The sequence below is a fragment of the Nocardia sp. NPDC088792 genome, assembly GCF_044750615.1.
GTDB lineage: Bacteria > Actinomycetota > Actinomycetes > Mycobacteriales > Mycobacteriaceae > Nocardia.
Window position 1 is genome coordinate 436152 of sequence record NZ_JBIVKC010000008.1, and the last position, 25171, is coordinate 461322.

The 25171-nt window shown below is 68.3% G+C and carries 23 protein-coding genes; 17 read left to right on the top strand and 6 right to left on the bottom strand.

Features of this window, described 5'->3' with window-relative positions; translation table 11 throughout:
* Nucleotide 1 precedes the first annotated feature (1 nt).
* Nucleotides 2–4870, bottom strand: a complete 4869-nt coding sequence (locus ACIP5Y_RS44315) for a DEAD/DEAH box helicase (RefSeq protein WP_400359600.1) — start codon at nucleotides 4868–4870, stop codon at nucleotides 2–4.
* A 164-nt stretch (nucleotides 4871–5034) separates the two neighbouring features.
* On the opposite strand from ACIP5Y_RS44315, the gene ACIP5Y_RS44320 reads away from it, so the two are divergent.
* Nucleotides 5035–5580: a histidine phosphatase family protein gene (locus tag ACIP5Y_RS44320; RefSeq protein WP_400359601.1), complete on the top strand. Its 546-nt coding sequence runs from the start codon at nucleotides 5035–5037 to the stop codon at nucleotides 5578–5580.
* A gap of 6 nt (nucleotides 5581–5586) precedes the next feature.
* Here ACIP5Y_RS44320 and ACIP5Y_RS44325 read toward each other — a convergent pair whose 3' ends face one another.
* Entirely contained in the window at nucleotides 5587–6186 is a 600-nt protein-coding gene (locus ACIP5Y_RS44325; RefSeq protein ID WP_400359603.1) for a TetR/AcrR family transcriptional regulator, read from the bottom strand.
* Between the two features lie 69 nt (nucleotides 6187–6255).
* Between ACIP5Y_RS44325 and ACIP5Y_RS44330 the strand changes: the two genes are divergently transcribed.
* Together ACIP5Y_RS44330 and ACIP5Y_RS44335 are read left to right on the top strand one after the other, a co-directional pair.
* Entirely contained in the window at nucleotides 6256–7215 is a 960-nt protein-coding gene (locus tag ACIP5Y_RS44330; protein ID WP_400359605.1) for a patatin-like phospholipase family protein, read from the top strand.
* On the top strand, nucleotides 7212–8060 hold the full coding sequence (locus ACIP5Y_RS44335) for an SDR family oxidoreductase (RefSeq protein WP_400359607.1): 849 nt from the start codon (nucleotides 7212–7214) through the stop codon (nucleotides 8058–8060). The genes ACIP5Y_RS44330 and ACIP5Y_RS44335 overlap by 4 nt, the downstream gene beginning before the upstream one ends.
* 51 nt (nucleotides 8061–8111) lie before the next feature.
* On the opposite strand, the gene ACIP5Y_RS44340 is transcribed toward ACIP5Y_RS44335, so the two are convergent.
* Nucleotides 8112–8759 (bottom strand): DUF4232 domain-containing protein, encoded by a 648-nt coding sequence (locus tag ACIP5Y_RS44340; RefSeq protein ID WP_400359608.1) that lies wholly within the window; start codon nucleotides 8757–8759, stop codon nucleotides 8112–8114.
* A 76-nt stretch (nucleotides 8760–8835) separates the two neighbouring features.
* Nucleotides 8836–10365 (bottom strand): aldehyde dehydrogenase family protein, encoded by a 1530-nt coding sequence (locus ACIP5Y_RS44345; RefSeq protein ID WP_400359609.1) that lies wholly within the window; start codon nucleotides 10363–10365, stop codon nucleotides 8836–8838.
* Nucleotides 10366–10435: 70 nt separating this feature from the next.
* Here ACIP5Y_RS44345 and ACIP5Y_RS44350 point away from each other — a divergent pair, with 70 nt between their 5' ends.
* The 6 genes from ACIP5Y_RS44350 (at nucleotide 10436) to ACIP5Y_RS44375 (ending at nucleotide 16890) form a co-directional block, all read left to right on the top strand.
* Entirely contained in the window at nucleotides 10436–10888 is a 453-nt protein-coding gene (locus ACIP5Y_RS44350; RefSeq protein ID WP_067562135.1) for an Lrp/AsnC family transcriptional regulator, read from the top strand.
* 65 nt (nucleotides 10889–10953) lie between these two features.
* A complete protein-coding gene (gene lat, locus ACIP5Y_RS44355) occupies nucleotides 10954–12294 on the top strand; it encodes an L-lysine 6-transaminase (RefSeq protein ID WP_400359612.1) in 1341 nt (446 codons plus the stop codon).
* Nucleotides 12295–12416: 122 nt separating this feature from the next.
* Nucleotides 12417–13601 (top strand): beta-propeller fold lactonase family protein, encoded by a 1185-nt coding sequence (locus ACIP5Y_RS44360; RefSeq protein WP_400359614.1) that lies wholly within the window; start codon nucleotides 12417–12419, stop codon nucleotides 13599–13601.
* Nucleotides 13602–13806: 205 nt separating this feature from the next.
* Entirely contained in the window at nucleotides 13807–15444 is a 1638-nt protein-coding gene (locus tag ACIP5Y_RS44365; protein WP_400359616.1) for an acyl-CoA carboxylase subunit beta, read from the top strand.
* Between the two features lie 215 nt (nucleotides 15445–15659).
* Nucleotides 15660–15977 (top strand): acyl-CoA carboxylase epsilon subunit, encoded by a 318-nt coding sequence (locus ACIP5Y_RS44370; protein WP_400359799.1) that lies wholly within the window; start codon nucleotides 15660–15662, stop codon nucleotides 15975–15977.
* A gap of 256 nt (nucleotides 15978–16233) precedes the next feature.
* Nucleotides 16234–16890, top strand: a complete 657-nt coding sequence (locus tag ACIP5Y_RS44375) for a Maf family protein (protein ID WP_400359618.1) — start codon at nucleotides 16234–16236, stop codon at nucleotides 16888–16890.
* Here the strand turns inward: ACIP5Y_RS44375 and ACIP5Y_RS44380 are convergent.
* Nucleotides 16795–17601, bottom strand: a complete 807-nt coding sequence (locus ACIP5Y_RS44380) for a helix-turn-helix transcriptional regulator (protein ID WP_400359620.1) — start codon at nucleotides 17599–17601, stop codon at nucleotides 16795–16797. The two genes, ACIP5Y_RS44375 and ACIP5Y_RS44380, sit on opposite strands and share 96 nt — an antisense overlap.
* A gap of 175 nt (nucleotides 17602–17776) precedes the next feature.
* Between ACIP5Y_RS44380 and ACIP5Y_RS44385 the strand changes: the two genes are divergently transcribed.
* The 6 genes from ACIP5Y_RS44385 (at nucleotide 17777) to ACIP5Y_RS44410 (ending at nucleotide 22788) form a co-directional block, all read left to right on the top strand.
* On the top strand, nucleotides 17777–18667 hold the full coding sequence (locus ACIP5Y_RS44385) for a sulfurtransferase (protein WP_400359621.1): 891 nt from the start codon (nucleotides 17777–17779) through the stop codon (nucleotides 18665–18667).
* 78 nt (nucleotides 18668–18745) lie between these two features.
* Nucleotides 18746–20545, top strand: a complete 1800-nt coding sequence (locus ACIP5Y_RS44390; RefSeq protein ID WP_400359623.1) for an acetyl/propionyl/methylcrotonyl-CoA carboxylase subunit alpha — start codon at nucleotides 18746–18748, stop codon at nucleotides 20543–20545.
* Nucleotides 20546–20653: 108 nt separating this feature from the next.
* Nucleotides 20654–21088 carry a DUF1707 domain-containing protein gene (locus ACIP5Y_RS44395; protein ID WP_400359625.1) on the top strand — a complete coding sequence of 145 codons (435 nt, stop codon included), beginning with the start codon at nucleotides 20654–20656 and terminating at the stop codon, nucleotides 21086–21088.
* Nucleotides 21088–21435: a hypothetical protein gene (locus ACIP5Y_RS44400; protein WP_400359626.1), complete on the top strand. Its 348-nt coding sequence runs from the start codon at nucleotides 21088–21090 to the stop codon at nucleotides 21433–21435. Before ACIP5Y_RS44395 ends, ACIP5Y_RS44400 begins: the two co-directional genes overlap by 1 nt.
* A 177-nt stretch (nucleotides 21436–21612) precedes the next feature.
* Nucleotides 21613–21882 carry a hypothetical protein gene (locus ACIP5Y_RS44405; RefSeq protein WP_400359628.1) on the top strand — a complete coding sequence of 90 codons (270 nt, stop codon included), beginning with the start codon at nucleotides 21613–21615 and terminating at the stop codon, nucleotides 21880–21882.
* A 120-nt stretch (nucleotides 21883–22002) separates the two neighbouring features.
* Complete coding sequence (locus ACIP5Y_RS44410; protein ID WP_400359630.1) at nucleotides 22003–22788, top strand: biotin--[acetyl-CoA-carboxylase] ligase; 786 nt, start codon at nucleotides 22003–22005, stop codon at nucleotides 22786–22788.
* 15 nt (nucleotides 22789–22803) lie between these two features.
* Here the strand turns inward: ACIP5Y_RS44410 and ACIP5Y_RS44415 are convergent, their stop codons facing one another.
* Nucleotides 22804–23757: an acyl-ACP desaturase gene (locus ACIP5Y_RS44415; RefSeq protein ID WP_400359632.1), complete on the bottom strand. Its 954-nt coding sequence runs from the start codon at nucleotides 23755–23757 to the stop codon at nucleotides 22804–22806.
* 174 nt (nucleotides 23758–23931) lie between these two features.
* Here ACIP5Y_RS44415 and ACIP5Y_RS44420 point away from each other — a divergent pair, with 174 nt between their 5' ends.
* Together ACIP5Y_RS44420 and ACIP5Y_RS44425 are read left to right on the top strand one after the other, a co-directional pair.
* Nucleotides 23932–24480 carry a PH domain-containing protein gene (locus tag ACIP5Y_RS44420; protein WP_400359634.1) on the top strand — a complete coding sequence of 183 codons (549 nt, stop codon included), beginning with the start codon at nucleotides 23932–23934 and terminating at the stop codon, nucleotides 24478–24480.
* Between the two features lie 9 nt (nucleotides 24481–24489).
* Nucleotides 24490–25167: a response regulator transcription factor gene (locus ACIP5Y_RS44425; protein ID WP_067720599.1), complete on the top strand. Its 678-nt coding sequence runs from the start codon at nucleotides 24490–24492 to the stop codon at nucleotides 25165–25167.
* Nucleotides 25168–25171: the final 4 nt, after the last annotated feature.

Below are 25171 nucleotides of genomic sequence, written 5' to 3' on the forward strand. Positions count from 1 at the left end.
CTCACGGGTGGCTCCGGAGGCGGAAACCCTTGGGGGTCGCGGCGAATCCGGCTTCGGTGAGGAAGCCCGCGAAGGTATTGCCGTGCACCGATTCCCCGTTCACCCGGTCGATCACCAGTGAGTCCACCCGCCGATCGCGCACCAGCCCGGCCAGTGCGGCGGCCGCCGCCGTGCGTACCGCCGGATCCTCGGTGAAGGTCAGCAGCGTCTTGCCGCCGCGCTCCAGGTAGAGCGCGAGTTCGCCGCCGACCAGTACCACCAGGGCCCCTGCCTTCCGTCCGGGCCGATGCCCGGCTCCTTCGGCGGCCGCCTTGGGCCAAGGTAGCGCCGCCCCATAGGGATTCGCCGGATCGCAGGCGGCCAGTGCCAGCGCGGGTCCCGCGACCTCCGCGTCATCGGGGCGGTCGGTGTCGAAGGAGCGTAGCCGGTCCACCACATCCGTGGTCGAGAACTGGGCCCCGCCGAGCGAATCCACGAAGTATCCGCGCCGGCACCGACCCCGATCCTCGAATTCGGTCAGCACCCGGTACATGAGCGCGAACCCGCCCGGCACCCCCTCACTCTGCACCGAGCCCCGGGTCAGCACCCCATACCGTTCCAGCAGCACATCCGCCGTGGCATGCGCACGCACGGTATTGTCCGCCACCCGCTCCGGTAGCAATGACCACCGCCCCGCCACCTGCGGCGGACTGGTCCGGACCGGAATCCCCGTGCGCGGCAGATACATCCGCCCGCGCGGGGACCGCCGCGGCGTGCGATGCGCCGTCGTGGTCCGCGCGGTCCCACCCAGCAGGGCCCGCACCGGCGCGAACGTATCCCCACCGACCTGCCCCGCCCACACCAGGTCCCACAGCGCGGACACCACCGCGGACTCACCCTCGATCCCGGCCGCGTCGGCCAGCTGCCGGAAGAAGAATGCTCCGCCGCCCACCGGGCGGCTGATATCCGCGGTGGCGGGTTGTTCCCCCGGTGTGGGTGGGCTGCCGATGACGGTGGCGCCCAAGGCCATCAGCAGACCGATGTGGGTTTCGGTGAGGTCGATGTCGTCGGGTGGGGGGAGGGTGAGGGGAGCCTGGTCGGCGGGGTGCAGGGCGATCCAGCCGTCCTTGGCGGTGATCGAGCCGTGGCCCGACCAGAGCACCTCGCCGGTGGCCATGAGTTCGTCGAGCAGGGCGGGGGAGTAGTCGCGGACCCGGGTGGGGAGGATGAGCGATTCCCAGGCGGAGGCCGGAATCGGTACGCCCGCAAGCTGTTCCACCACGGCGGCCACACCGTCGACGCCGCGGAGTTCGCCGGTGCCGATGTGCTGCCAGGCCGGGAGGAAACGGGCCAGGGCGGCGGTGGGGACCGGTTCGACTTCCTTGCGGGCCGCTGCCAGGGAGCGGCGGCGCAAGCGGCGCAGCACCTCGTTGTCGCACCATTCCGTACCGGCCGAACCCGGCGTGAATTCGCCCTCCACCACCCGCTTTTCGAGGGCGAGGCGGTGCAGGGCGGTCGCGGCCACCGCCGGCCCGAGACCGAAGCGGTGCGCGACCTGCGTCAGCGTGAACGGCCCGTGCGTGCGGGCATACCGGCCCACCAGGTCGCCCAGGGGATCGGCCACGGGCTCGATGAACGCGGCCGGAACGCCGATGGGAAGAGGCACACCGAGGGCATCGCGCAGCCGGGAGGCATCCTCGATGGCCACCCACCACCGCGATCCCGCGAACGAAACCTCCAGGGCGCGATGGCTCTTCACCAATTCGGCGAACCACTCGCGCGGATCCTCGGTAGCCCGCTCGCTCGCCTCGGCGGCGGTGACGGGTCCGAGCAGGCGCAGCAGATCCGCCAGCCCCTCCATATCTCGCGCTTGCCGTTCCGGGGTGAGCCGCTGCAGTTCCCGCTCGGTCTGCTCCAGCACCGCCGCATCCAGCAGTTCGCGCAGTTCGACGCGCCCGAGCAGCTCGGCGAGCAGGCTGGAATCCAGCGACAGCGCCGCCGCCCGCCGTTCGGCGAGCGGGCTGTCACCCTCGTACATGAACTGCCCGATGTAATCGAACAGCAGCGAATTCGCGAACGGCGACGGCGCCGCCGTCTCCACCTCCACCAGCCGCAATTGCCGCCGCGCCACCCGCCCCAGCAGATCCCGCAGCGACGGCAGGTCATAAACGTCCTGCAAGCATTCCCGCACCGTCTCCAGCAGGATCGGAAACTCCGGGAACTTCCGCGCCACATCCAGCAGTTGCGCCGCCCGCTGCCGCTGCTGCCACAGCGGCGCCCGCCGCCCCGGATCCCGCCGCGGCAGCAGCAGCGCCCGCGCCGCACACTCCCGGAACCGCGAAGCGAAAAGCGCCGACCCCCCGACCTGTTCGGTCACCAGCTCATCGATCTCATCCACCTCGAACACGAACAACTCCGCCCCCGGCGGCTCATCGGTCGTATCCGGTAACCGCACCACGATCCCGTCATCCGACGGTGTCGGCGCCGCATCCACCCCGAATCGCTCCCGCAGCCGCGCCGCCACCGCCAGCGCCCACGGCGCGTGCACCGCCAGCCCATACGGCGAATGCAACACCACCCGCCAGTCCCCCAACTCGTCCCGGAACCGCTCCACCAGCAACGTCCGATCGGTCGGCAACTGCCCCGTAGCCGCCCGCTGCTCCTCCAGCAGCGCAACCAGATTCGCCGTAGCGTTCCCATCCAGCCCCGCCGCCGCAGCAACCCCGTCCAGCCCCGCCGCCGCGGCAACCCGATCCAGCCCCGCTGCCGCGGCAACCCGATCTAGCCCCGCTACTGCGGCAACCCCGTCCAGCCCTGCCGCTGCGGCAACCCGATCCAGTCCTGCTGCCGCGGCGGCGGCATCGGCGTGGGGGGCCGGCTCCGTTGTGGGCGGGCCTTGCGGGAGGCCGCCGCGTTCCAGGACTTCGGCCGCGTCGCGCACGAAGTCGTCGAGGGCCGTGTCCAGTCGCACCGGGGTGGAGCCGTTCTTGCGTGCGCCGCCGGACTTCGTGGACTTGCCGTTGCTCTGCTCGATCGCCTGGCCCGTGATGCGCACGAATTCGCCCAGGGCCGCGCCCAATTCGGCGGGGCGGCCGAGGGAGTCGCCGTGCCAGAAGGGGAGGCGGCCCGGGAGGCCGAAGGCGGGGGTGACGAGGACTCGGTCGAAGGTGATCTCTTCGATGCGCCAGCTGGTCGCGCCGAGGGCGAAGACGTCGCCGACCCGGGATTCGTAGACCATTTCCTCGTCGAGTTCGCCTACGCGGGAGGCTTTCTCGCCGACCATGAAGACGGGGAACAGGCCACGGTCGGGGATGGCGCCACCGGAGGTCACGGCCAGGCGCTGGGCGCCGGGGCGGCCGGTGAGGGTGCCGGCGTCGCGGTCCCAGACGATGCGGGGGCGCAGTTCGGCGAACTCGTCGGAGGGGTAGCGGCCGGCCAGCAGGTCCAGCACGGATTCGTAGGCCGAACGGGGCAGCGCCGCATAGCTTCCCGTGGCGCGCACGGTCTCGAACCAGGCGTCGGCGTCGATGGGTTCCAGCGCGCAGGCCGCCACCGTCTGCTGGGCGAGAATGTCCAGCGGGTGTGCGGGCACCTGCAATTGCTCGATCTGGCCGCCCGTCATGCGGATGGACGCCACCGCGCAATGGATCACGTCGGTGCGGTGTTTGGGGAAGATCACCCCGCGCGAGATCTCCCCGACCTGATGCCCGGCACGCCCCACCCGCTGCAGCCCCGACGCCACCGAGGGCGGCGCCTCCACCTGCACCACCAACTCCACCGCACCCATATCGATGCCGAGCTCGAGACTGCTGGTGGCGACCACGCACCGCAGCCGCCCGCTCTTGAGGTCGTCCTCGATGATGGCCCGCTGCTCCTTGGACACCGACCCGTGGTGGGCGCGCGCCAAAAGCGGTGCCGCACCGTGGATCACCTCGGTGGAGGCCCCGAGCTGCGCGGGCGGCGCATGCTCGCTCTCCACCGGCTCCCCGACCCGCGCCGCATACGCCTCGTTCAAGCGTGCGGTGAGCCGCTCCGCCAGTCGCCGCGAATTCGCGAACACGATCGAGGACCGATGCTCCAGCACCAGATCCACGATGGCCTCGTCCACATGCGGCCAGATCGACCCCGGCTGATCCGAATCCTCGCGGCCCGCATCGGGTTCGGTCATATCCGCCACCGGCACCCGCACCGACAGATCGAAGGTCTTCGGCGCGGGCGGCGCCACGATCGTGATGGGCGCACTTCCCACCAGGAACCGCCCCACCTCCGCCGGCGGCCGCACCGTAGCCGATAACCCGATCCGCTGCGCCGGCTGCCTCTCGGCCTCGGCGCGCAGCAAATCCAGCCGGGCCAGCGAAAGGGCCAGGTGCGCACCGCGTTTGGAGCCGGCGATGGCGTGCACCTCGTCCACGATGACGGTGTCCACCTCGCTGAGCGTCTCGCGGGCCGCCGAGGTGAGCATGAGGAAAAGGGATTCGGGGGTGGTGATGAGGATGTCCGGTGGTGTGCGCTGCAGGCTCCGGCGCTCGGCCGGGCCGGTATCGCCGGAGCGCACCCCCACCCGGATCTCCGGTGCCGGCAACCCCAGTCGCTTGGCGGTCTGTGTGATGCCCACCAGCGGGGCGCGCAGATTGCGCTCCACGTCCACGGCCAGCGCCTTGAGCGGGGAGATGTAGAGGACCGAGGTCTTGCGGCGCTCGGTGGGCTCCCGGGTGGCCAGCCGGTCGATCGCCCAGAGGAAGGCCGACAGCGTCTTGCCCGAACCGGTCGGGGCGATCACCAGCGTGTGCTCGCCCCGCGAGATGGCGTCCCACGCCCCCAGCTGGGCGGCGGTGGGCGCGGGAAAGGCGCCGTCGAACCACTGCCGGGTAGCGGGGGAGAACCGATCCATGCCCCCAAGTCTGCACCCGGCCACCGACACTTTCCCGGGCCACCGGCGCCCCGGCCGCGATGAGATCGTCCCTGTTCAGTGCCCGAGCGACCGATCGGCGGCCGCCCGAGCGAAGGACGAGCAATCGAAGTACGTGCGCGGACGCCGCGCGTAGGCTTCGGTCCGTGCAGAATGTGCTCCGACTCGACCTGGTCAGTCACGGCATGACGGAGGCAATGCGCAAAGCACGTTTCCCGGTGGACGAACCGCTGACCGAGGCCGGTCGCCGGGCCGTCGCCGCCTGCGGCCGCCTGCACGCCGCCCGCGTGATCACGGCCCCCGAACGCCGCGCCACCGAGACCGCCGCCCTGCTCGGCCTCATGGGCGACGAGGACGACCGATTACGTGACCTCGATGCCGGAGCCTGGCGCGGTGGCGAACTGCTGTCGGTGCCGAAGGAGGACCTCTACCTCTGGCTCACCGACCCCACCTACCGCGGTCACGGCGGCGAATCCGTCATCGAGGTGATCGAGCGGACGGGGGAGTGGCTGGCCGATATCGCCGCCGACGGCGAACCCACCATCGGCGTCACCCACCCGTCGGTCATTCGCGCCGCCCTGCTGGTCGCCCTGGATGCCCCGGCGAAGTCGTTCTGGCGCATAGACGTTCCCCCGGTGTGCGTGACCCGCCTGCACTATCGCGGCGAATGGACCGTCCACTTCCGTTCGTGAATCGGCTCAGGCCATGAATCCCCCGCGCAGCATGGCGCGGATCGCATCGGTGATGAGCCGTGCGGGCAGCGCGGGGTCGACGGCCCGCTGAATGCCCAGTCCCAGGCCGAGACTCAAGACCGCGGTGGCGGCGTCCTCGGCGGGCAGCGGCAACTTCAGTTCCATGGAATCGGCCAGCATCTGCAACTGCCCCGCGACGGTGCCGCGCATCAGCCCGAGGCTGGAGACCAATTCGGCCTGTAGCGCCGGATCGTCGCGGGCCACGATCGCGAACTCGAATTCGAGCATGGTCCAGCCCACGTCGCCGAGGGTGCGTTCGGCCCAGCCCTGGAACCGTTCGAGCCGGGCCTCCAGCGTGTCGTCCCCGTCGAGCAGCGCGGTGACCTCGGTGAACTTGGTCTCGTGAATGAGCGCCAGCACTTCCAGGCAGAGTGCCGACTTGGTCCGGAAGTTGGAGTAGACGGCCCCTTTGGAATACCCGGCTTCCTCGGCGACCCGTTCCAGGCTGGTCTTGGCGTACCCGTCGGCCAGGAACATGTCGCGAGCCGTGGCGAGCAGATCCGCGCGGGTACGGGCCTGGCTTTCGGTCCGGGTCATTCGTGGCATGGAGGTAATTCTATGTACTCGCAGATTTGGGATACCGTCGGTATCTGAAAGCTGTTAGTGTTCGAGACTATGAGTAACGGGAACCGGCCACATCGACGTGGCCTGGCGATAGGTTGCGGCGGCACCGTCGGCATGGCCTGGATCGTCGCCGCGCTGGCCGCGGCCCAGGAGGTACTCGACTGGGATCCGCGCACCGCGGACGTCATGATCGGCACCTCCGCCGGCGCCGAAGCCATCACCATGCTGGGCAGCGGCATCGGCGTGGACGAGCTGGTCGCCATGCAACGGGGCACCTCCGGCAACCCGATCCTCACCGCCCACATGCGCTGCGAGCCAGGACGATTCCCGCCCCTGCCCCGGCCCAGGCTGAACGCACCCGGCCGCGCGGTCCGCGAACTGCTCGCCCGCCCCGGCAACGGTCACGCCCTGCTCACCGCGGGCAGCGGCCTGCTCCCGCAGGGCAGCGGCGACCCGGCCTGGCTGCAACGCCTCGCCGAACGGTTGAATCCCGGCCGCACCTGGGTCCCGCACCCCGCCACCTGGCTGGTGGCCATGGACGACGCCACCGGCGAACGCGTCGCCTTCGGCTCGCCCTCCGCACCCGACGCGAATATCGGTGCGGCCCTGCGCGCCTCGTGGGCCGTCCCCGGCTGGTTCCCCGCGGTGACCATCGCGGGCCGCGACTTCATCGACGGCGGCGCGGCCTCCACCGCCTCGGCCGACCTGCTCATTCCCGCCCAGCTCGATGAGGTCCTGGTGCTCGCGCCCATGGCTTCTACCGGCCGTATCCCCGCCACCAGCGCGGGTCACTTCCTGGAACGGCAGCTGCGAAACCGCATGAGCGAGAAGCTCGATGCCGAGATCGCCCTGTTGCGCGCCGGCGGCGCCAAGGTGCTGCGCCTCGACGCCACCGCCGAGGACCTCGCCGTCATGGGCCCCAATTTCATGGACGGCAGCCGCCGCCTCGCCACCCTCGAACACAGCCTGCAGAGCACTCGCAAGGCCCTGGAACAAGGAGACTTCGCATGAGCATTCTCGGAAGCCGCTATCCGGCCATCGATCTCAACGGCGCCCGGGTGCTGATCACCGGCGCCGGCCGCGGCATCGGCCGGTCCACCGCGGAACTGTTCGCCCGCAAGGGCGCCGAGGTCGCCATCGCCGATGTGGACATCGCCGCCGCCCAGGCCGCGGCGGCCGCCCTGGGCGCGAAGGCCTTCGAACTCGATGTGCGCGACCGCGGCCAGTGGGACAAGGCGGTCGCCGACTTCGGCCGTGTCGACATCCTGGTCAACAATGCCGGAGTCATGCCCGCGGGCGCCTTCCTGGACGAGCCGGATGCCGTGGGGCACACCACCATCGACGTCAATGTGTGGGGTCTCATCCACGGTATGCGCGCCGTCGCGCCCGCCATGATCGACTGCGGGCACGGCCATATCGTGAATGTCGCCTCACTGGCCGGCAAGATCCCGATCGCGGGTCTGGCCGTCTACAACGCCAGCAAGTTCGCGGCCGTAGGGCTTTCCGCCGCAACGCGACTGGAGTTCGAGCCGCACGGCGTGAGCGTCAGCTGCGTGCTGCCGTCGGCCGTGCGCACCCGGCTCTCCTCGGGCCTGGCCCTCGGCCACGGCATGCCCACCGTGGATCCGGAGGATGTCGCCGAGGCCATCGTCGGCACCGTCCGCACCCGCCGCGCCGAGGTCGCCGTCCCGAACTACCTGGGCCCCATCGACGTCGCCCTGGCCGCCGCCCCCGAACCCGCGGTCCGCCTGGTGCGCCGCATGTTCGACGGCGACCGCGCCCTGCACCCCACCGACGAGACCACCCGCAAGAAGTACGAGGAGCAGGTGCGCGCCATCAGCTCCGAAGAGCACTGAGCCCGGCCGGGGCGATCCGCCCGCTCCCGGTGGCAGCGGGCGGCGTCGACGCTAGTTCGGGGCGCCTGCCTGTACCGGCTGGACGTCGAGGATGTTGATCGTCGTGCCGCTGCATTCGGTGCCGGGCCGCGAGACGTACAGGGACGCCTTGTTATCGGGCGGGTAGATCCGGACTCCTTGCACCGGTACCGGTTTGCAGTCGGCGGTCGAGTAGCCGCTCTGCCCGTTCGCCGACCGCACCTGTGCCCAGGCCTGTCCGCCCGGCGCCAGGACGACGGACGTCACCGCGACGCTCCCGTCGCGCTGGGCCGGGTTCCCGATGGGATCGCCGTTGGGTCCGTCGGTGTAGGAGACGCCCGGGTAGCCCTGCATGGTGCAGGGCGCCGAGCCGTTATTGGTGAAGATGATCTTGAAGTAGATGCTGCCCATGGCCGCACCGCCCCGATCATCGATGCTCGCGCTCAACTGATCGGTGCGGCATTCACCCGTACCGCCGGTGTTCACCGTGGTGGCCGTCGGCTGACCGCCGTCGTTCGCGCCGGTGCTCGGCGTCCCCGAGGTGCCGGACGGCCCGCCGGAATTCACCGTGCTACCCGGCGTACCCGTCGGCCCGGACGACACCGAGGACGAACTGCACCCGGCCAGCGCGACCAGTCCGGCCGCGATCACACCCACTACCCGAAGGTCCCTGCCCCGCATGATGTCTCCTTTCGCACCTGCATATCGGTGTGGGCGGGGATTTGGTTTCCGGCGGGCCGAACCCGAGTTCTCGGGGCTATTCGAATCGGATGCCCTGAGCCAGCGGCAGCTCGGTGGAGTAGTTGACGGTGTTGGTGGCCCGCCGCATATACGACTTCCACGAGTCCGACCCGGACTCACGCCCGCCGCCGGTCTGCTTCTCGCCGCCGAACGCACCGCCGATCTCCGCACCCGAGGTGCCGATATTGACGTTCGCGATGCCGCAGTCCGATCCGTCGGCCGCCAGGAAGCGTTCGGCCTCGCGCTGATTCTGCGTGAACACCGCCGACGAAAGCCCCTGCGGCACACCGTTGTGCAGTTCGATCGCGGACTCGAAATCGTGGTAGGTGAGCACGTAGAGGATGGGTGCGAAGGTCTCCTCGCGCACCACGGCCGTCTGCGCGGGCATCCGCACCACCGCCGGCCGGACGTAGTAGGCGTCCGCGCCGAAGCCTTCGACACGCTCACCGCCGCAGAGCAGTTCACCGCCGTCGGCCTGCGCCCGTTCGAGCGCCTGCTGCATGCCCTCGTAGGCGCGCGCATTGATCAGCGGCCCGACCAGCACGCCGTCGTCCAGCGGATTACCCACGCGCAGTTGCCGATACGCGGAGGTGATGCGATCCAGCAGCGGCCCGGCCACATCCGCGTGCACGATGAGCCGCCGCAGCGTGGTGCAGCGCTGCCCGGCCGTGCCCGCCGCCGCGAACACGATGCCGCGCGCGGCCAGGTCCAGGTCCGCGGTCGGGGTGACGACGGCGGCATTGTTGCCGCCGAGTTCCAACAGGCAGCGGCCGAAGCGCGCGGCCACCCGCGGCGCGACCAGCCGGCCCATACGCACCGATCCGGTGGCGCTCACCAGCGCCACCCGCTCGTCGTCGACCAGTTGTTCGCCGACCGCCGCCGGTCCCTGAACCAGCTGGTGCACTTCGGGATCCGCGCCCACCTCGACGGCCGCCCGGCGCAGCAGCGAGTGGCAGGCCAGCGCCGTCAGCGGCGTGGTTTCCGACGGCTTCCACACCACCGTGTCCCCGCATACGAGGGCCAGCGCGGTATTCCACGCCCACACCGCGACCGGGAAGTTGAACGCCGAGATCACCGCGACCACGCCCAGCGGATGCCACGTCTCCATGAGCCGGTGCCCGGGGCGTTCGGAAGGCATTGTGCGGCCGTACAACTGCCGTGACTGCCCGATGGCGAACTCGCAGATATCGATCATCTCCTGCACTTCGCCACGCGCCTCGGGGCCGATCTTGCCCGCCTCCAGCGTGACCAGCTCGCCGAGTTCGTCCTGATATTTGCGCAGCAGCTCCGCCAGTCGCCGCACCACGGCCGCCCGTTGCGGGGCGGGCACCGTGCGCCAGGCGCGAAATGCGCTGTCCGCCCGGCCGATGGCGGCGTCCACCGCCGCGGTGGAGGTCGCGGTCAGGCTCGCGATCTCGCCACCGGTGATCGGGGTCCGGGCGGGGAGTTCGCCCGGTGCGGGCAGCTCGGCGCCCAGCCTGTGCAGCAGGGTCTGGGTGCGCTCGCGCAGTTCACGTGTGCTGCGCTCGGCGGTTGTCTGGGTCATCGGCACCTCCGTACGGGATAGCGGTGTGGGTTCCGGCCACGAGTTCGGTTCGCTGCGTTAGCCTTCGCTGATGGCGGATACACCGGCGAAACCACAACTCGACGACATCGATCGTCTGCTGATCCGTGAGCTGATTGCCGATGGACGCGCCACGCTCTCGAATCTCGCGGAGAAGGCGAATCTATCCGTGTCCGCGGTGCAATCGCGAGTGCGGCGGCTGGAGGCGCGTGGCGTGATCCGTGGTTACACGGCCAATGTCGATCCCGAAGCGCTCGGACAGATGCTTTCGGCATTTGTCGCGATCACTCCTCTCGATCCATCGCAGCCCGATGATGCGCCCGCGTTGCTGCAGCACATTCCCGGCATCGAGGCCTGCCATTCGGTGGCCGGTGACGAGAGCTACATGCTGCTGGTGCGCGTGGCCTCCCCGCGGCATCTGGAACAGCTACTGCAGGAGATCCGCGCGACCGCCAACGTCCGGACTCGCAGCACCATCATTCTGCAGACATTCTATGACAAGTAGTTGTGGGCTGTAATTAATCTCGTCGTTTACGGACAAAACCGTAAATATTCGTTTACGCTGGGCGTGTGACCCTCGAACTGGAACGGCTTGGGGCGGTTGCCGATGCGACGCTGGTCACCCCCGCCCGGGTGCATGAGATCCTGAGCGAGAGCATTCTCGCCGACGGCTTCGAACTGGTCCTCGACCTGCGTAAATCGCAGGGCCGGCGACTGGTCGACGCACGCGACGGCACCGAATATCTCGACATGTTCGGTTTCTTCGCATCCTCGGCGCTGGGGATGAACCATCCGGCTCTCACCGAGGATCGTCCCTTCCTCGCGAGCCTCACCACGGCCGCGCTCAACAAACCCAGCAACTCCGACATCTACACCGTCGAGATGGCACGCTTCGTGGATACCTTCGCGCGTGTCCTCGGCGATCCCCGACTACCGCACCTCTTCTTCATCGACGGCGGCGGCCTCGCCGTCGAGAACGCGCTCAAGGTCGCCTTCGACTGGAAGTCCCGGCACAACGAAATGCACGGGCGGCCGGCCGATCTCGGCACCAAGGTGCTGCATCTGACCGGCGCCTTCCACGGGCGCACCGGATACACCATGTCGCTCACCAACACCGACCCGGTGAAGACCGCGCGCTTCCCGAAATTCGGCTGGCCGCGCATCGATACGCCCTACCTCGGCCCGGATCACCCGGACATCGAGGCCGCCGAACGCCGTGCGCTCGACCAGGCCCGGCAGGCGTTCGACGAAAACCCTTACGACATAGCGTGTTTCATCGCCGAACCCATCCAGGGTGAAGGCGGGGATCGGCATCTACGGCCGGAATTCCTGCGCGCCGTGCAGGAACTGTGCCACGAGCACGACGCCCTGTTCATCCTCGACGAGGTGCAGACCGGTGTCGGCATGACCGGCTCCATGTGGGCCTATCAGCAGCTCGGCCTGGAACCCGATGTGGTGGCCTTCGGCAAGAAGACCCAGGTATGCGGGATCATGGCCGGCGGACGCGTGGATGAGGTGCCGGACAACGTCTTTCACGTCAGCTCCCGGATCAACTCCACCTGGGGCGGCAACCTCACCGATATGGTGCGGGCGCGCCGCATTCTCGAGGTGATCGAGGCCGGCGAACTCGCCGACCGGGCCGCCGAACTCGGCCCGCATCTCCTCGGGCGGCTCACCGAACTGGCCGCGGCGCACCCCGTCGTGACCGATCCGCGCGGGCGTGGACTGCTGTGCGCCATCACGCTCGAATCGTCCGAATTGCGTGACTCCGTGGTGAATCGGCTGCGGGAGGAGGAGCACGTGCTCATCCTCGGCACCGGCGCCCGCAGTATCCGATTCCGGCCGCCGTTGACCGTCACCGTCGCGGAACTGGACGAGGCGATCGACGCACTGGAGCGGATCCTGGGTTGAAACGCGGTCCGGGCTGACACGTCGGCTGACACACCGCTAACTTTCAGCGAAACCTGCAGCGGCCCCCTAATATTCGACGGCATGTCGGGTAGCCGTATTGCGGGTGTTGCACGGTGCTGCGCGTGATCGCACCTCGTGCACGTCATGGTCTGATCGTTTCGGTGGTGCTGCTGGCCGGTTGCTCCGGCGGCGGATCCGGCACCGCGGATAAGACATCCGCGGTGCCGTCCAGCCCGGCAGCAAATGTTCAGCAGGGGATGGGAAACCTGCTGCCGGGCATGCCGCCGCCACTATCCCCGGGCGACGTCTACGCGGGCGGCCGGAAACTCAGCGCGGCGGTGGCCGACCAGCCGACCCGGGTGTACGTGCCGAACAGTGAGTCCGACACCGTCACCGTCATCGATCCCGACACCTTCCAGGTGATCGACACCTATCCCTCGGGCGGGCGGGAACCGCAGCATGTGGTGCCCGGCTACGACCTGCAGACGCTGTACGTCAACGACGATCTGCCCATCGGCAGCGGCGCCCTGCTGCCCATCGATCCGCGCACCGGGAAACCGGGCGACCCGATCCCGGTGCGGGATCCGTACAACATGTACTTCACGCCCGACGGCAAATACGCGCTCGTGGTCGCCGAAGCCGACCGGTCCCTCGACTTCTACGACCCGCACAGCTGGCAACTCCAGCACTCCGTCGAGGTACCCGACTGCACCGGCGTCAACCATATGGACTTCACCACCGACGGCCGCACCGCCCTCGTCAGCTGCGAATTCAGCGGCCGCATGGCCGTCGTCGACATCGCCGGCCGCACCCTGGTCCGCATGATCGACCTGCCCGGCGGCGGCAGCGGCATGCCGCAGGACGTGAAACTCGGCCCGGATGGCCGGACCTTCTACGTGGCCGACATGATGGCCGGCGGCATGTACAGCTTCGACGCCCGGACCTTCGACAACACCGGCTTCATCCCGACCGGCGCCGGCACGCACGGCCTCTATGTGACACGTGACTCGAAACGGATGCTCATCACCAACCGGCACGCCGGCAGCATCTCCGTCTGGGACTTCGCCGAGAACAAGATCGTCGACAGCTGGTCCATCCCCGGCGGCGGCAGCCCCGATATGGGCAATCTCTCCGCCGACGGCCGGGTGTTCTGGGTCTCGGGCCGCTACAACTCCGAGGTCTACGCCATCGACATCGTGGACTGGAAACTGCTGGCGCGCATCCCCGTCGGCCGCGGACCGCACGGGCTCACCATCTGGCCCCAGCCCGGCCGCTACTCCACCGGGCACACCGGCGTAATGCGTTGAGAATCAACGACTGTGGATCACATCCAAATCCGCATCGAATCGACTGTCCGGATCCACTATTGAAACGGCCCGGGTGCCGGGTGCCGGCAAACCCGAATCGCACGCTCTACCTGCGGGTTTCTACTGGCGGGTAGCCAATAACGATACTGGCGAGTAGCCCGGACTCGATTACATAGGGGCTCTGGTACTGGTTACACTCCCCGTCATGACGAGTGTCCAGCAGCAGCCTTCGCCGGGGTCGGCGGGCGCCCCTGATATCCACACCACCGCCGGCAAGCTGGCTGATCTGCGCAATCGGCTGGAAGAGGCCAAGCACCCCATGGGTGAGGCCGCTGTCGACAAGGTGCACGCCAAGGGCAAGATGACCGCGCGCGAGCGCATCCTCGCCCTGCTGGACGAGGGCTCCTTCGTCGAACTCGACGCGCTCGCCAAGCACCGCAGTGTGAACTTCGGCCTGGAGAACCAGCGTCCGCTCGGCGACGGCGTGGTGACCGGCTACGGCACCATCGACGGCCGCGATGTCTGCATCTTCTCCCAGGACGTCACCGTCTTCGGCGGCTCGCTCGGCGAGGTCTACGGCGAGAAGATCGTCAAGGTCATGGATCTCGCGCTCAAGACCGGCCGCCCGCTCGTCGGCATCAACGAGGGCGCCGGCGCGCGCATCCAGGAAGGCGTTGTCTCCCTGGGCCTTTACGGCGAGATCTTCCACCGCAATATCCAGGCCTCCGGCGTGATCCCGCAGATCTCGCTCATCATGGGCCCGGCCGCCGGCGGCCACGTCTACTCGCCGGCGCTGACCGACTTCGTCGTCATGGTCGACCAGACCTCGCAGATGTTCGTCACCGGTCCCGACGTGATCAAGACCGTCACCGGTGAGGAAGTCACCATGGAGGAGCTGGGCGGCGCCCACACCCACATGGTGAAGTCCGGTGTCGCCCACTACGTCGCCTCGGGCGAGCAGGACGCCCTCGACTACGTCCGCGACCTGCTGAGCTACCTGCCCAGCAACAACCGCGCCGAGGCCCCCCGCTTCCCGGCCACCGCCGCCGCGGGCGCCATCGAGGAGAACCTCACCGAGGCCGACCTCGAACTGGACGACATCGTCCCGGACTCGCCGAACCAGCCGTACGACATGCACGAGGTCATCAAGCGCCTGGTGGACGACGAGGAGTTCCTCGAGGTCCAGGCCGAGCGCGCGATGAACGTCATCGTGGGCTTCGCCCGCATCGACGGCCGCAGCGTCGGCTTCGTGGCCAACCAGCCCTCGCAGTTCGCGGGCTGCCTGGACATCGACGCCTCGGAGAAGGCCGCGCGCTTCGTGCGCACCTGCGACGCCTTCAACGTCCCGATCATCACCCTGGTCGACGTGCCGGGCTTCCTGCCGGGCACCGGCCAGGAATACAACGGCATCATCCGCCGCGGCGCGAAGTTGCTCTACGCCTACGGTGAGGCCACTGTGGGTAAGATCACAATCATCACTCGCAAGGCTTACGGCGGCGCCTACGACGTCATGGGCTCCAAGCACATGGGCGCCGATGTGAACCTCGCGTGGCCGACCGCTCAGATCGCGGTCATGGGTGCATCCGGTGCGGTCGGCTTCGTCTACCGCAAGCAGTTGAAGGACGCCGCCGCCGAGGGCGCCGATGTCGACGCCCTGCGCCTCGAGCTGCAGAACGAGTACGAGGACACGCTCGTGAACCCCTACGTGGCCGCCGAACGCGGCTACGTGGACGCGGTCATTCCGCCGTCGCACACCCGCGGTCAGATCGTCTCGGCGCTGCGCCTGCTGGAGCGCAAGATGGTCAGCCTGCCGCCGAAGAAGCACGGCAACATTCCGCTCTGATTCGACGATATGCGCGGTATGGGGCGCACACTGACTATCTGGACCGGTGACTCATACCGCGCAAGAACGCCTCATCCGAGCAAAGATGGTAAGAGCGAAACCCTCGATTTCGGGGATCGCAACGAATACCGTTTGCGGACCGGAAAACCTTCCACCGCGAACCCAGCCGCGCTCCGGCGCGGCGATTGGACAGGAGGACTGGCGCTGTGACGACCATGGCCGACGAAGAAGTACTGCGCGCCGCCGAACTGGATCTAGCCGTCGACACCGAGTTGGCGGAAGCCGTCGAAACGGCCGTAGCCGACGCCGGACCGTCGAACGCAGGGCCGGTCATCCAGGTCCTGAAGGGCAACCCGACGGAGCTCGAACTGGCCGCCCTGGTGGCCGTGTTCGCCGCCGCCTCGGCAAACGGTTCCGCCGGCACCGCCGACAACGGCCCGGCCGACAACTGGGGCCGCCCCACCCTGATGCACCGGGGCAGCTCCCCCTTCTCCCCGTACGCCTTCCCGGCGCTGTCGCAGCTGCGCGACTGAGCCCGCCGTCCCGCGAATCCTGCTCCGCAGCAGCAGGATCCGGGCCGCACAGGGGGGACCGAGTCCCGCACCGGGTGGATGACCCGGCGAGGCGACGTATCCGCGGCACGCTGCGATTCGCCCCCGTCCGCGCGTAGTCGCCGGTGCGGCGAGGGCCCGGCTCTCGCGAATCCGATGGCACCGGCGCGCCCGGCTGGGTGCGCTCGGGAGTCGGGCGGTATCAGCGGTCTCCGGGGACGTCGATAGACTCCCCGCCGTGACGATCTTCGTGCTGGCCTCCGCGTCTCCGGCGCGATTGGGCGTACTCCGCAATGCGGGTGTCGAACCCGTCGTCCGGGTCTCGAACGTGGACGAGGACGCGGTGGCCGCGGCGCTACCGCCCGGCACCACACCCGATCACGTGGTCACCGAACTGGCGCGGGCGAAGGCGCACGATGTGGCTGCCGCACTGGCCGCCGAGTACCCCGATTCCATTGTGGTCGGCTGCGATTCGATGCTGCTCGTGGACGGAAATCTGCAGGGTAAGCCGCATACGCCCGAGGTGGCGAAGGCGCGCTGGGCCGAGATGGCCGGGCGCAGTGCGGATCTGCTCACCGGGCATTGCGTGCTGCGTGTACAGGACGGTGCGATCACCGCCGAGGCCGCCGATTGCAGTTCCACCACAGTGCATTTCGCCGAGCCGGCCCCGGCGGAGCTCGACGCCTACATCGCGACCGGCGAGCCGCTGCAGGTGGCCGGTTCGTTCACGCTGGACGGTATGGGCGGCTGGTTCGTGGATCGCATCGACGGTGATCCGTCCAGTGTGATCGGGATCGGGCTACCGCTGGTTCGTCGACTGCTTGCCGAAGTTGGTGTCGGCATTGCGGAGTTGTGGGTCGGCGGTGCGGAGTTGCGGAGCGACGCGGCTCGTTGACGGCGCCAGCCGGGGTTCCCCGGTCTCCGCGCCGTCTTCCTCGTTGTTGCCGGACGCCGTTTCGGGCGGGCGGACGCCGCCGATGAGCTCCAGCCGCGCCACGCACAGTTCCGGCTCCACGAACGGGTGCAGGCGCACGTTCACGTGCTCGCGGGTGCCGTTGCGGTCCAGCACCTCTCGCATGAGTCCCAGATGCACGCCGCACACCACCTCGGAGTGGGTGCGGGCGAGTTCGCGCAGCGGACAGGCGGTCATGCGGATCATGGCCTGTTCGTCGGTCTCGGTGGCGTGGTCGCGTTCGGGTGCGAAGCCGAGCTCGGACATCAGCGTGACGGTGAGATCCTTGGCGTCGTCGAGGGATTCGACGGGCTGGTCCACCGATTCCATTTTCGCGCCCCAGGCGCGCCCGGCCGCGATGGCGGCATCGGAGCGGCGGCGGGGGTCGCTGCCCAGCTGGTCGGCCAATACCTGGGCCAATTCCTGGTAGCCGACGGATCGCTGTACGGCGGTGTAGCCGATGCGCGGGCGGCCGCGGCCGCGCGGGGGCTGCTGGAATTGGCGGACCAGGGATTCGCGGGTGAGGACATCCAAATGGAAACGAACCGTAGTCACATGCTGGCCGGTGACGCGCGCCAGTTCTTGCGCGTCGAGAGGCTCGCTGGCGCCACGTAGGATCGCGAGCAGTCGTCGTCGCGGCCAAGAATCGGACATAGCTCACCCCTCCTCTCGGGAGACTTTATCGGATGAAGCTGCGCTTAATTCGCCCAATCACCCGATTCGTGATCTGAACCGAGTTTCGTATCCAGTACATGCCTACGATCGGTGTCGAGATTCGAACCGCAAAATCTACCTACACCCATCCCACCACGTGTGAAGGACCAACAACGTGCCCGTCGCCCCGGATCCGCGTCCCTCGTTCGGCTCCTACGCATATCCTCACCGACTAGTAACCACAGAGTGGCTGTCGGCAAACATCGGCGCGTCGGGACTCAAGATCATCGAGTCCAACGAGGACATATTGCTATATGACATCGGCCATGTCCCGGGTGCCATCAAGATCGATTGGCGAACCGAGCTGATCGACCCGCTGACCCGGGATGTCATCGATGGTGCCGCTTTCTCTCGACTCATGCGTGTCAAGGGTATTGAACGCGACGATACGGTTGTCATCTACGGCGACAAGGCCAATGGCACCGCGGCCGCCACCCTGTGGGTATTCACCCTTTTCGGGCATACCGACGTTCGCCTGCTGGACGGTGGCCGCGACGCCTGGATCTCCGAAGCCCGCGACACCACCTTCGAAGTGCCCGATGCCGGCCTCGGTGAATACCCGGTCCTCGATCGCGACGACAAGGCCGCCCGTGCCTTCCGCGAGGACGTGCTCGCTCATCTCGGCGGAACGCTGATCGACGCGCGCGTGCTCGAGGAGTACACCGGCGAACACGTCGTGCTCGACCGCCCCGAGGAACAGGCCTTGCGCGCCGGGCACATTCCGACCGCGGTGAACATCCCGTGGACCGCCTCGGTCGGCGCGGATTCACGGTTCCGCCCCCGCGCCGAACTCGACGTGATCTACGGTGGAGTCTCCGATGGGCATGCACCCCTGGTGTACTCGCGTATCGGAGAGCGGTCGGCGCTCACCTGGTACGTCCTCACGTATCTGCTGGGCGTGCCCGGAGTGCGTAACTACGACGGCTCCTGGACCGAATGGGCTAATGCGGTCGGTGCCCCGATCGTCGTCGGTGACGAAGCTGGTGTCGCGCCTACTGCTCGGTAGCCCTATCCCGGTTCGGTGGTTGTTGGCAGACTGCCTACACTCGCCCAAGACGAAAGTTTTCAGAGCACAGGAGGCTCAGTGCCCAACCATGCCAACGCGCAGATCACGAAGGTCCTCGTAGCCAATCGAGGCGAGATCGCCGTGCGCGTGATCCGGGCTGCCAAGGACGCCGGGATCGCCAGCGTTGCCGTGTATGCGGAGCCGGATGCGGATGCGCCGTTCGTGAAGCTCGCCGATGAGGCGTTCGCGCTCGGTGGGCAGACCTCGGCCGAGTCGTACCTGGTGTTCGACAAGATCCTCGATGCCGCCGCGAAGGCCGGCGCCGATGCGATCCACCCCGGTTACGGCTTCCTGTCGGAGAACGCCGATTTCGCGCAGGCCGTGCTCGATGCCGGTCTGATCTGGATCGGTCCCTCGCCGGAGTCGATCCGTGATCTGGGTGACAAGGTCACCGCCCGCCACATCGCGCAGCGCGCGAACGCGCCGATGGCCGCGGGCACCAAGGACCCGGTCAAGAACGCCGACGAGGTCGTCGCGTTCGCCGAGGAGTACGGCGTGCCGGTGGCCATCAAGGCCGCCTTCGGTGGTGGCGGTCGCGGCATGAAGGTCGCGCACACCATCGAGGAGATTCCGGAGCTGTTCGAGTCCGCTACCCGTGAGGCCATCGCGGCCTTCGGTCGTGGTGAGTGCTTCGTGGAGCAGTACCTGGACAAGGCCCGCCACGTCGAGGCACAGGTCATCGCCGACAAGCACGGCAACGTGGTGGTCGCCGGTACCCGCGACTGCTCGCTGCAGCGGCGTTTCCAGAAGCTGGTCGAGGAGGCCCCCGCCCCGTTCCTGTCGGATGCGGTGCGCGCCAAGATCCACGAGTCCGCCAAGGCGATCTGCCGCGAGGCCGGTTACTACGGCGCCGGCACGGTCGAGTATCTGGTTCAGGGCGAGACGGTTTCGTTCCTCGAGGTCAACACGCGCCTGCAGGTCGAGCACCCGGTCACCGAGGAGACCGCAGGAATCGACCTGGTGCGTCAGCAGTTCCGCATCGCCGAGGGCCACGAGCTCTCCATCACCGAGGACCCGACCCCTCGCGGGCACTCCTTCGAGTTCCGCATCAACGGTGAGGACGCGGGCCGTGGCTTCCTGCCCGCCCCCGGCCCGGTCGTCGTGTACAAGGAGCCCGCGGGCCCCGGTGTGCGCGTGGATTCCGGTGTGGTCGAAGGCAGTGTCATCGGTGGCCAGTTCGACTCGATGCTGGCCAAGCTGATCGTGACCGGTGAGAACCGGGAGCAGGCGCTGCAGCGGGCCGCGCGGGCGCTGGCCGAGTACCAGATCGAGGGTCTGGCCACGGTGCTGCCGTTCCACCGCCACATTGTGGAGAACCCGGCGTTCATCGGTGACGGCACCAAGTTCGACATCTACACCAAGTGGATCGAGAACGAGTGGGACAACCCGATCGAGCCCTACACCGGTGGTCAGCCCATCGATGACGAGGACGACGCGCCGCGCCAGAAGGTGGTCGTCGAGGTCGGCGGACGCCGCCTCGAGGTCTCGCTGCCGGGCCAGTTCTCCGTCGGCGCAGGCGCTTCCGCCAATGGCGCGGCCGCGGGTGTGGTGCGCAAGAAGCCGAAGCCGCGCAAGCGTGGTGGCGGTGCCGGTGGCGCCGCGTCCGGTGATGCCGTGACCGCGCCCATGCAGGGCACCGTCGTGAAGGTCGCCGTCGAAGAGGGCCAGTCCGTCGAGGCCGGTGACCTGGTGGTGGTGCTGGAGGCCATGAAGATGGAGAACCCGGTCACCGCGCACAAGGCCGGCGTCATCACGGGCCTGTCGGTGGAGGCCGGTGCGGCCATCACCCAGGGCACCGTGCTCGCTGAAATCAAGTGAGCACAGCGCTCGCTGAGATCAAGTGAGATAAGAACTCTCGGGAAACTCTGCTGAATGGGCCGCTCATCTGATGAGCGGCCCATTCGCCATTCCGGATAAGGTCGTTGTATGGCTGAACCACCCGAGATCCGCATCGGCACCGCGGAGCGCGAGGACGCGATGAAGCGGCTCTCCGATCACTTCGCCGCCGGCCGGCTGAGTGTGGCCGAATTCGATGAGCGCAGTGGGGTAGTCGCGGCGGCGATGACCCGCGGCGACCTGGAGCAGGTGTTCACGGATCTGCCGGAACCGGTGGCGGAGAAGCCGGCCCCGGTCGCCAAGCGGTCCGGATTCGGTACGCAGTGGCCGGAGCGGGTCATGCCCGTGGTGCCGATCCTGTGCGTGATCCTGTTCTTCGTCACGCATCAGTGGTGGATCTTCCTGCTGATCCCGCTGGCGGGTGCGGTGCTGTTCGGCGGCCGCGACAATATGCGCCGCCGCGAGTATCGGGATCAGCGGCGCCGGAATCGCCGGGATCGCCGTGACGAGCGGCGCGGCTACTGATGGAACCCATTGAAATCAATGCGGGCAGTTGGTATCTGCGCGCCCTCCGCGCCGACGAGCGCATCGACGACCGCCCGGCCCTCGCCGACGGCGGCATCACCGATCCCGGCTATGTCACCCGCCGCACCGCGGAATGGGCCGACGAGACCCACTTCTCGTGGGCGGTCTGTATCCCCACCACCGCGGAACTGGTCGCCGAGATCGGCGTCCACCCCGGCCCCGACGGCACCGCCGAGATCACCGGCTGGGCCCGTGACGGTTACGCGGACGCCCTCGCCGACGGCCTGAGTTCGGTCCGCCGTTTCACCGCCGGAGCACTCGGCCTGGAACCCGTCGGACCTGCGTAAACGTCTCGCAGCACGGCAAAAATCATTGGTGCAAGGCCTTTTTGCCGTGGACTCTGGGAACCGCCAATCCGAACCGATGAAGGGGAGGCGGTCATGTGGCACTGGAGCAGACACCAATCGGAGAGAGCAAGCGCGGCCTCGTTCACGCAGTGGCAGGTGTGTGAGCCGCGGCCGACCGTGACGGATCCCGAGCCGTTCGGGCCGGGCCCGGGTGCGCCGGGCCCGGAAGCCGGTGCGGGCGAGCGCGACTCCGGTCGCGTCGAGGCGGTGGTCGCGGGGGCGACCGCCGCGGTCGGCATCGGCGGAGCCGGTGCGGGACTCGCGCAGGCCGGCAATGACGTCGCCGGGGACGGTGCGGGGTCGTACGACACCGATCCGGAGGACACGATGGCGGGCCTGTTCGAGGCTCTCGCCGGAATGCTGGAGGCGTTACAGACGGCTCCTTGAGGGCTTTCGGGTACCGGTGCAGGCGGATGCCGAGGGGTTGCCTGCACCGGGTCGCACGGTTCCCGCCGGGTACGACCCGGCGGGGTGGTGCCGGGGGATCGGTGGGGTAGCGTCGGCGCTATGAACCGGGCACCCCTGGAAGTCGAGCGGTTGCGGCGCGAGGCCGGGTCGTTCTTCACCGAGATCGATGTGGTCGAATCGACCGGATCCACCAATGCGGATCTGGTTGCCCGCGCGGCGGATTCGACGGCCGATCGGGTGGTGCTGATCGCGGAGGCGCAGGAGCGGGGGCGCGGCCGGCACGAGCGGGTGTGGGTGAGCCCGCCACGGGCGCAGCTGGCGATGTCGCTGCTGGTCCGGGTGCGGGGGATAGATCCTGCGGTCATGGGGTGGCTGCCGCTGCTGACCGGAATCGCCGCGGTCGACGCGGTGCGTTCCACCGCCGGGGTGAAGGCGGTCCTCAAGTGGCCGAACGACGTTCTGGTCGAGGGCCGGAAGCTGGCGGGGATCCTGGCCGAGGTGGCGGCGGTCGGGGCGGATCCGGCCGTGGTGGTGGGGATCGGCTTGAACGTGAGCCTCGCCGAGGCGGAACTGCCTGTGCCGCACGCGACTTCGTTGTCGCTGTGCGGCGTGCCCGGGGCCGACCGGACCGCGCTGGCGGCGTCGATCCTGCGCGAGTTCGCATACCGTTTCACCGCGTGGGAGGCCGCGGGCTGGGATATCGCCGAGTTGGCCGCCGCCTATCGGGACCGGTGCTCCACCCTCGGTGCGCAGGTCCGGGCCGAACTTCCCGGTGGTGAGATCCTCACCGGTATCGCCACCGGAATCGATGAGCACGGCCGTTTGCTGATCGGCGACCGCGCCGTTTCGGCCGGTGACGTCACGCATCTGCGCGCCGAATACTGAACCGCCGCAAGCGGTCTACACGGGCTGCAGCTGGCCGCGGGCGGCTTCGCGGGCGAGCAGGCGGTCGCGCTGCTCCTCGAATTTGCCGACGTCCCGCTGCAATTGGCCGACGAAGACGGCGAGTTCGTCGCGCGCCTGCTCGCCGATCGGCCCGAAGTCGCTGCGCTCGAAGACGTTCCAGTTCTTCAGCACCGGGTTCACGACTTCTTCCAGGTGCTGGCGCAGGTCGTAGATGCCGTGCTTGGCCATGATGACCCCGTTGCGCCGCCAGTTGGGCATGCCGGAGCCGGGCATGACGAAATTGGTGAGCACCTTGGTGATGGCGGCCATGGCCTGGTCGGGCACCAGATCCAGGCCGGCGCCGCAGAGGGTGCGGTAGAAGATCATGTGCAGGTTCTCGTCGGCGGCGATGCGCTGCAGCATGCGGTCGGCGATGGCGTCGTTGCACACCCTGCCGGTATTGCGGTGCGAGATGCGGGTGGCGAGTTCCTGGAAGGTCACGTAGGCGACGTTCTCCAGGAAGCCGCCCCAATCATCGGGGGACTGGGCGCCGTTGGTCATGTGGATCATCCGCGCCTCTTCGAGCGCGACCGGGTCGACGCCGCGGGTGACCACGAGGTAGTCGCGGATGACGATGCCGTGCCGGTTCTCCTCGGCGGTCCAGCGGCCGACCCAGGTGCCCCAGGCGCCGTCCTGCGAGAAGTTCTCGGCGATCTCGCGGTGGTACGAGGGCAGATTGTCCTCGGTGAGCAGGTTGGTCACCATGGCGATCTTGGCGACCTCGCTGAGTCCGGATTGCGACGGATGCCAGTCCTCGCCGCCGAGGGCGGCGAAGTTGCGGCCCTGATCCCAGGGCACATAGTCGTGCGGGTGCCAATCCTTGGCCATCGAAAGGTGTCGGTTCAGGTTCGCTTCGGCTACCGGTTCGAGCTCTTTCAGTATTTGGAACTGCGTCAACTCTCGGGTCACACACGCCTCCGTAGTGTCTTTGAAGCACTTGCGAGTGTCTTTGAAGCACTTGCGCGGGACTGCTGAAAAACAACGCGGGATCGTGCCGCCGATGCCGGGGCAACCGCACGATTGTGCTCCAGACCGCTGTTCGGCGTGCGGCATTCCGGCATCTCCGCGCGATAGGGTTTCGGTATGGGTTACCCGGAAGAGACACTGGCGCCGGAGGAGCGGCTGCTACTGCATCGGCATCCGCATTGGAAGATGTTGTTCTGGCCCGCTGTGGCTTTCATCCTTATCACCGCATTGGCCGGATTCGGCGCCGGTGTGACGATGCGCAATACGGACGGCACCCTGCAATCCGGTCTGCTGCTGGGGATTCTGGTGGCGTGGGTGCTGATCGTGGTGTGGCGCAGTATCACACCGTTGATCCGCTGGAAGTCGACGCATTTCATCATCACCGACCGCCGGGTGCTGATTCGGCAGGGCGTACTCACCCACACGGGCAACGATATTCCGATGAACCGCATCTCGAATGTGCAGTTCCGCCATGGCCTGTTCGACCGCATGCTGGGCACCGGAACGCTCATCATCGGGTCGGCGTCGGAGGAACCGCTGGAGTACGACGACATCCCGCATGTGCAGCAGGTCCACGCCCTGCTCTACCACCAGGCGTTCGATGTGGTGCAGAACAATCCGAACAATGGTGGTGGCTTTTACGGATCTTCGAACGCGTATCCGTAAGCTTGTCCCGTGACCGCCGTACTGCTGGCCGAAGACGACGAGGCCATTGCCGCGCCGCTGTCGCGAGCGTTGGGGCGTGAGGGCTACGCGGTGACCGTGGAAAGCTATGGTCCCGCCGTGCTCGAGCGGGCCCTCGAAGGCGGCCACGACCTACTGATCCTGGACCTCGGCCTGCCCGGCATGGACGGGCTCGAGGTGTGCCGCCAGGTCCGTGCTCGCGGCGCCGACCTGGCCGTCCTCATGCTCACCGCCCGCACCGACGAGGTGGATTTCGTGGTCGGCCTGGACGCCGGCGCCGACGACTATGTCGGGAAACCGTTCCGGCTGGCCGAGCTGCTGGCCCGGGTGCGGGCCCTGTTGCGGCGCAGCGGAATCGGTGACGAGGCCGTCGAGGTGGGCGGCATCCGCCTGGAACCGGCGGCGCGCCGGGTGCTGGTGAACGGTGTCGAGGTGAACCTCGCGAACAAGGAGTACGAGCTGCTGAAGGTGCTGATCGATCGGGCCGGGCAGGTGGTGTCGCGGGAGACCATTCTGCGGGAGGTGTGGGGCGACGCGGATCTGCGCGGCTCCAAGACTCTCGACATGCATATGTCGTGGCTGCGCCGGAAAATCGGCGACGAGGGACCGGTGGCCGAACGCCGCATCGTCACGGTGCGCGGCGTAGGCTTCCGCTTCAACACCGATTAACGCG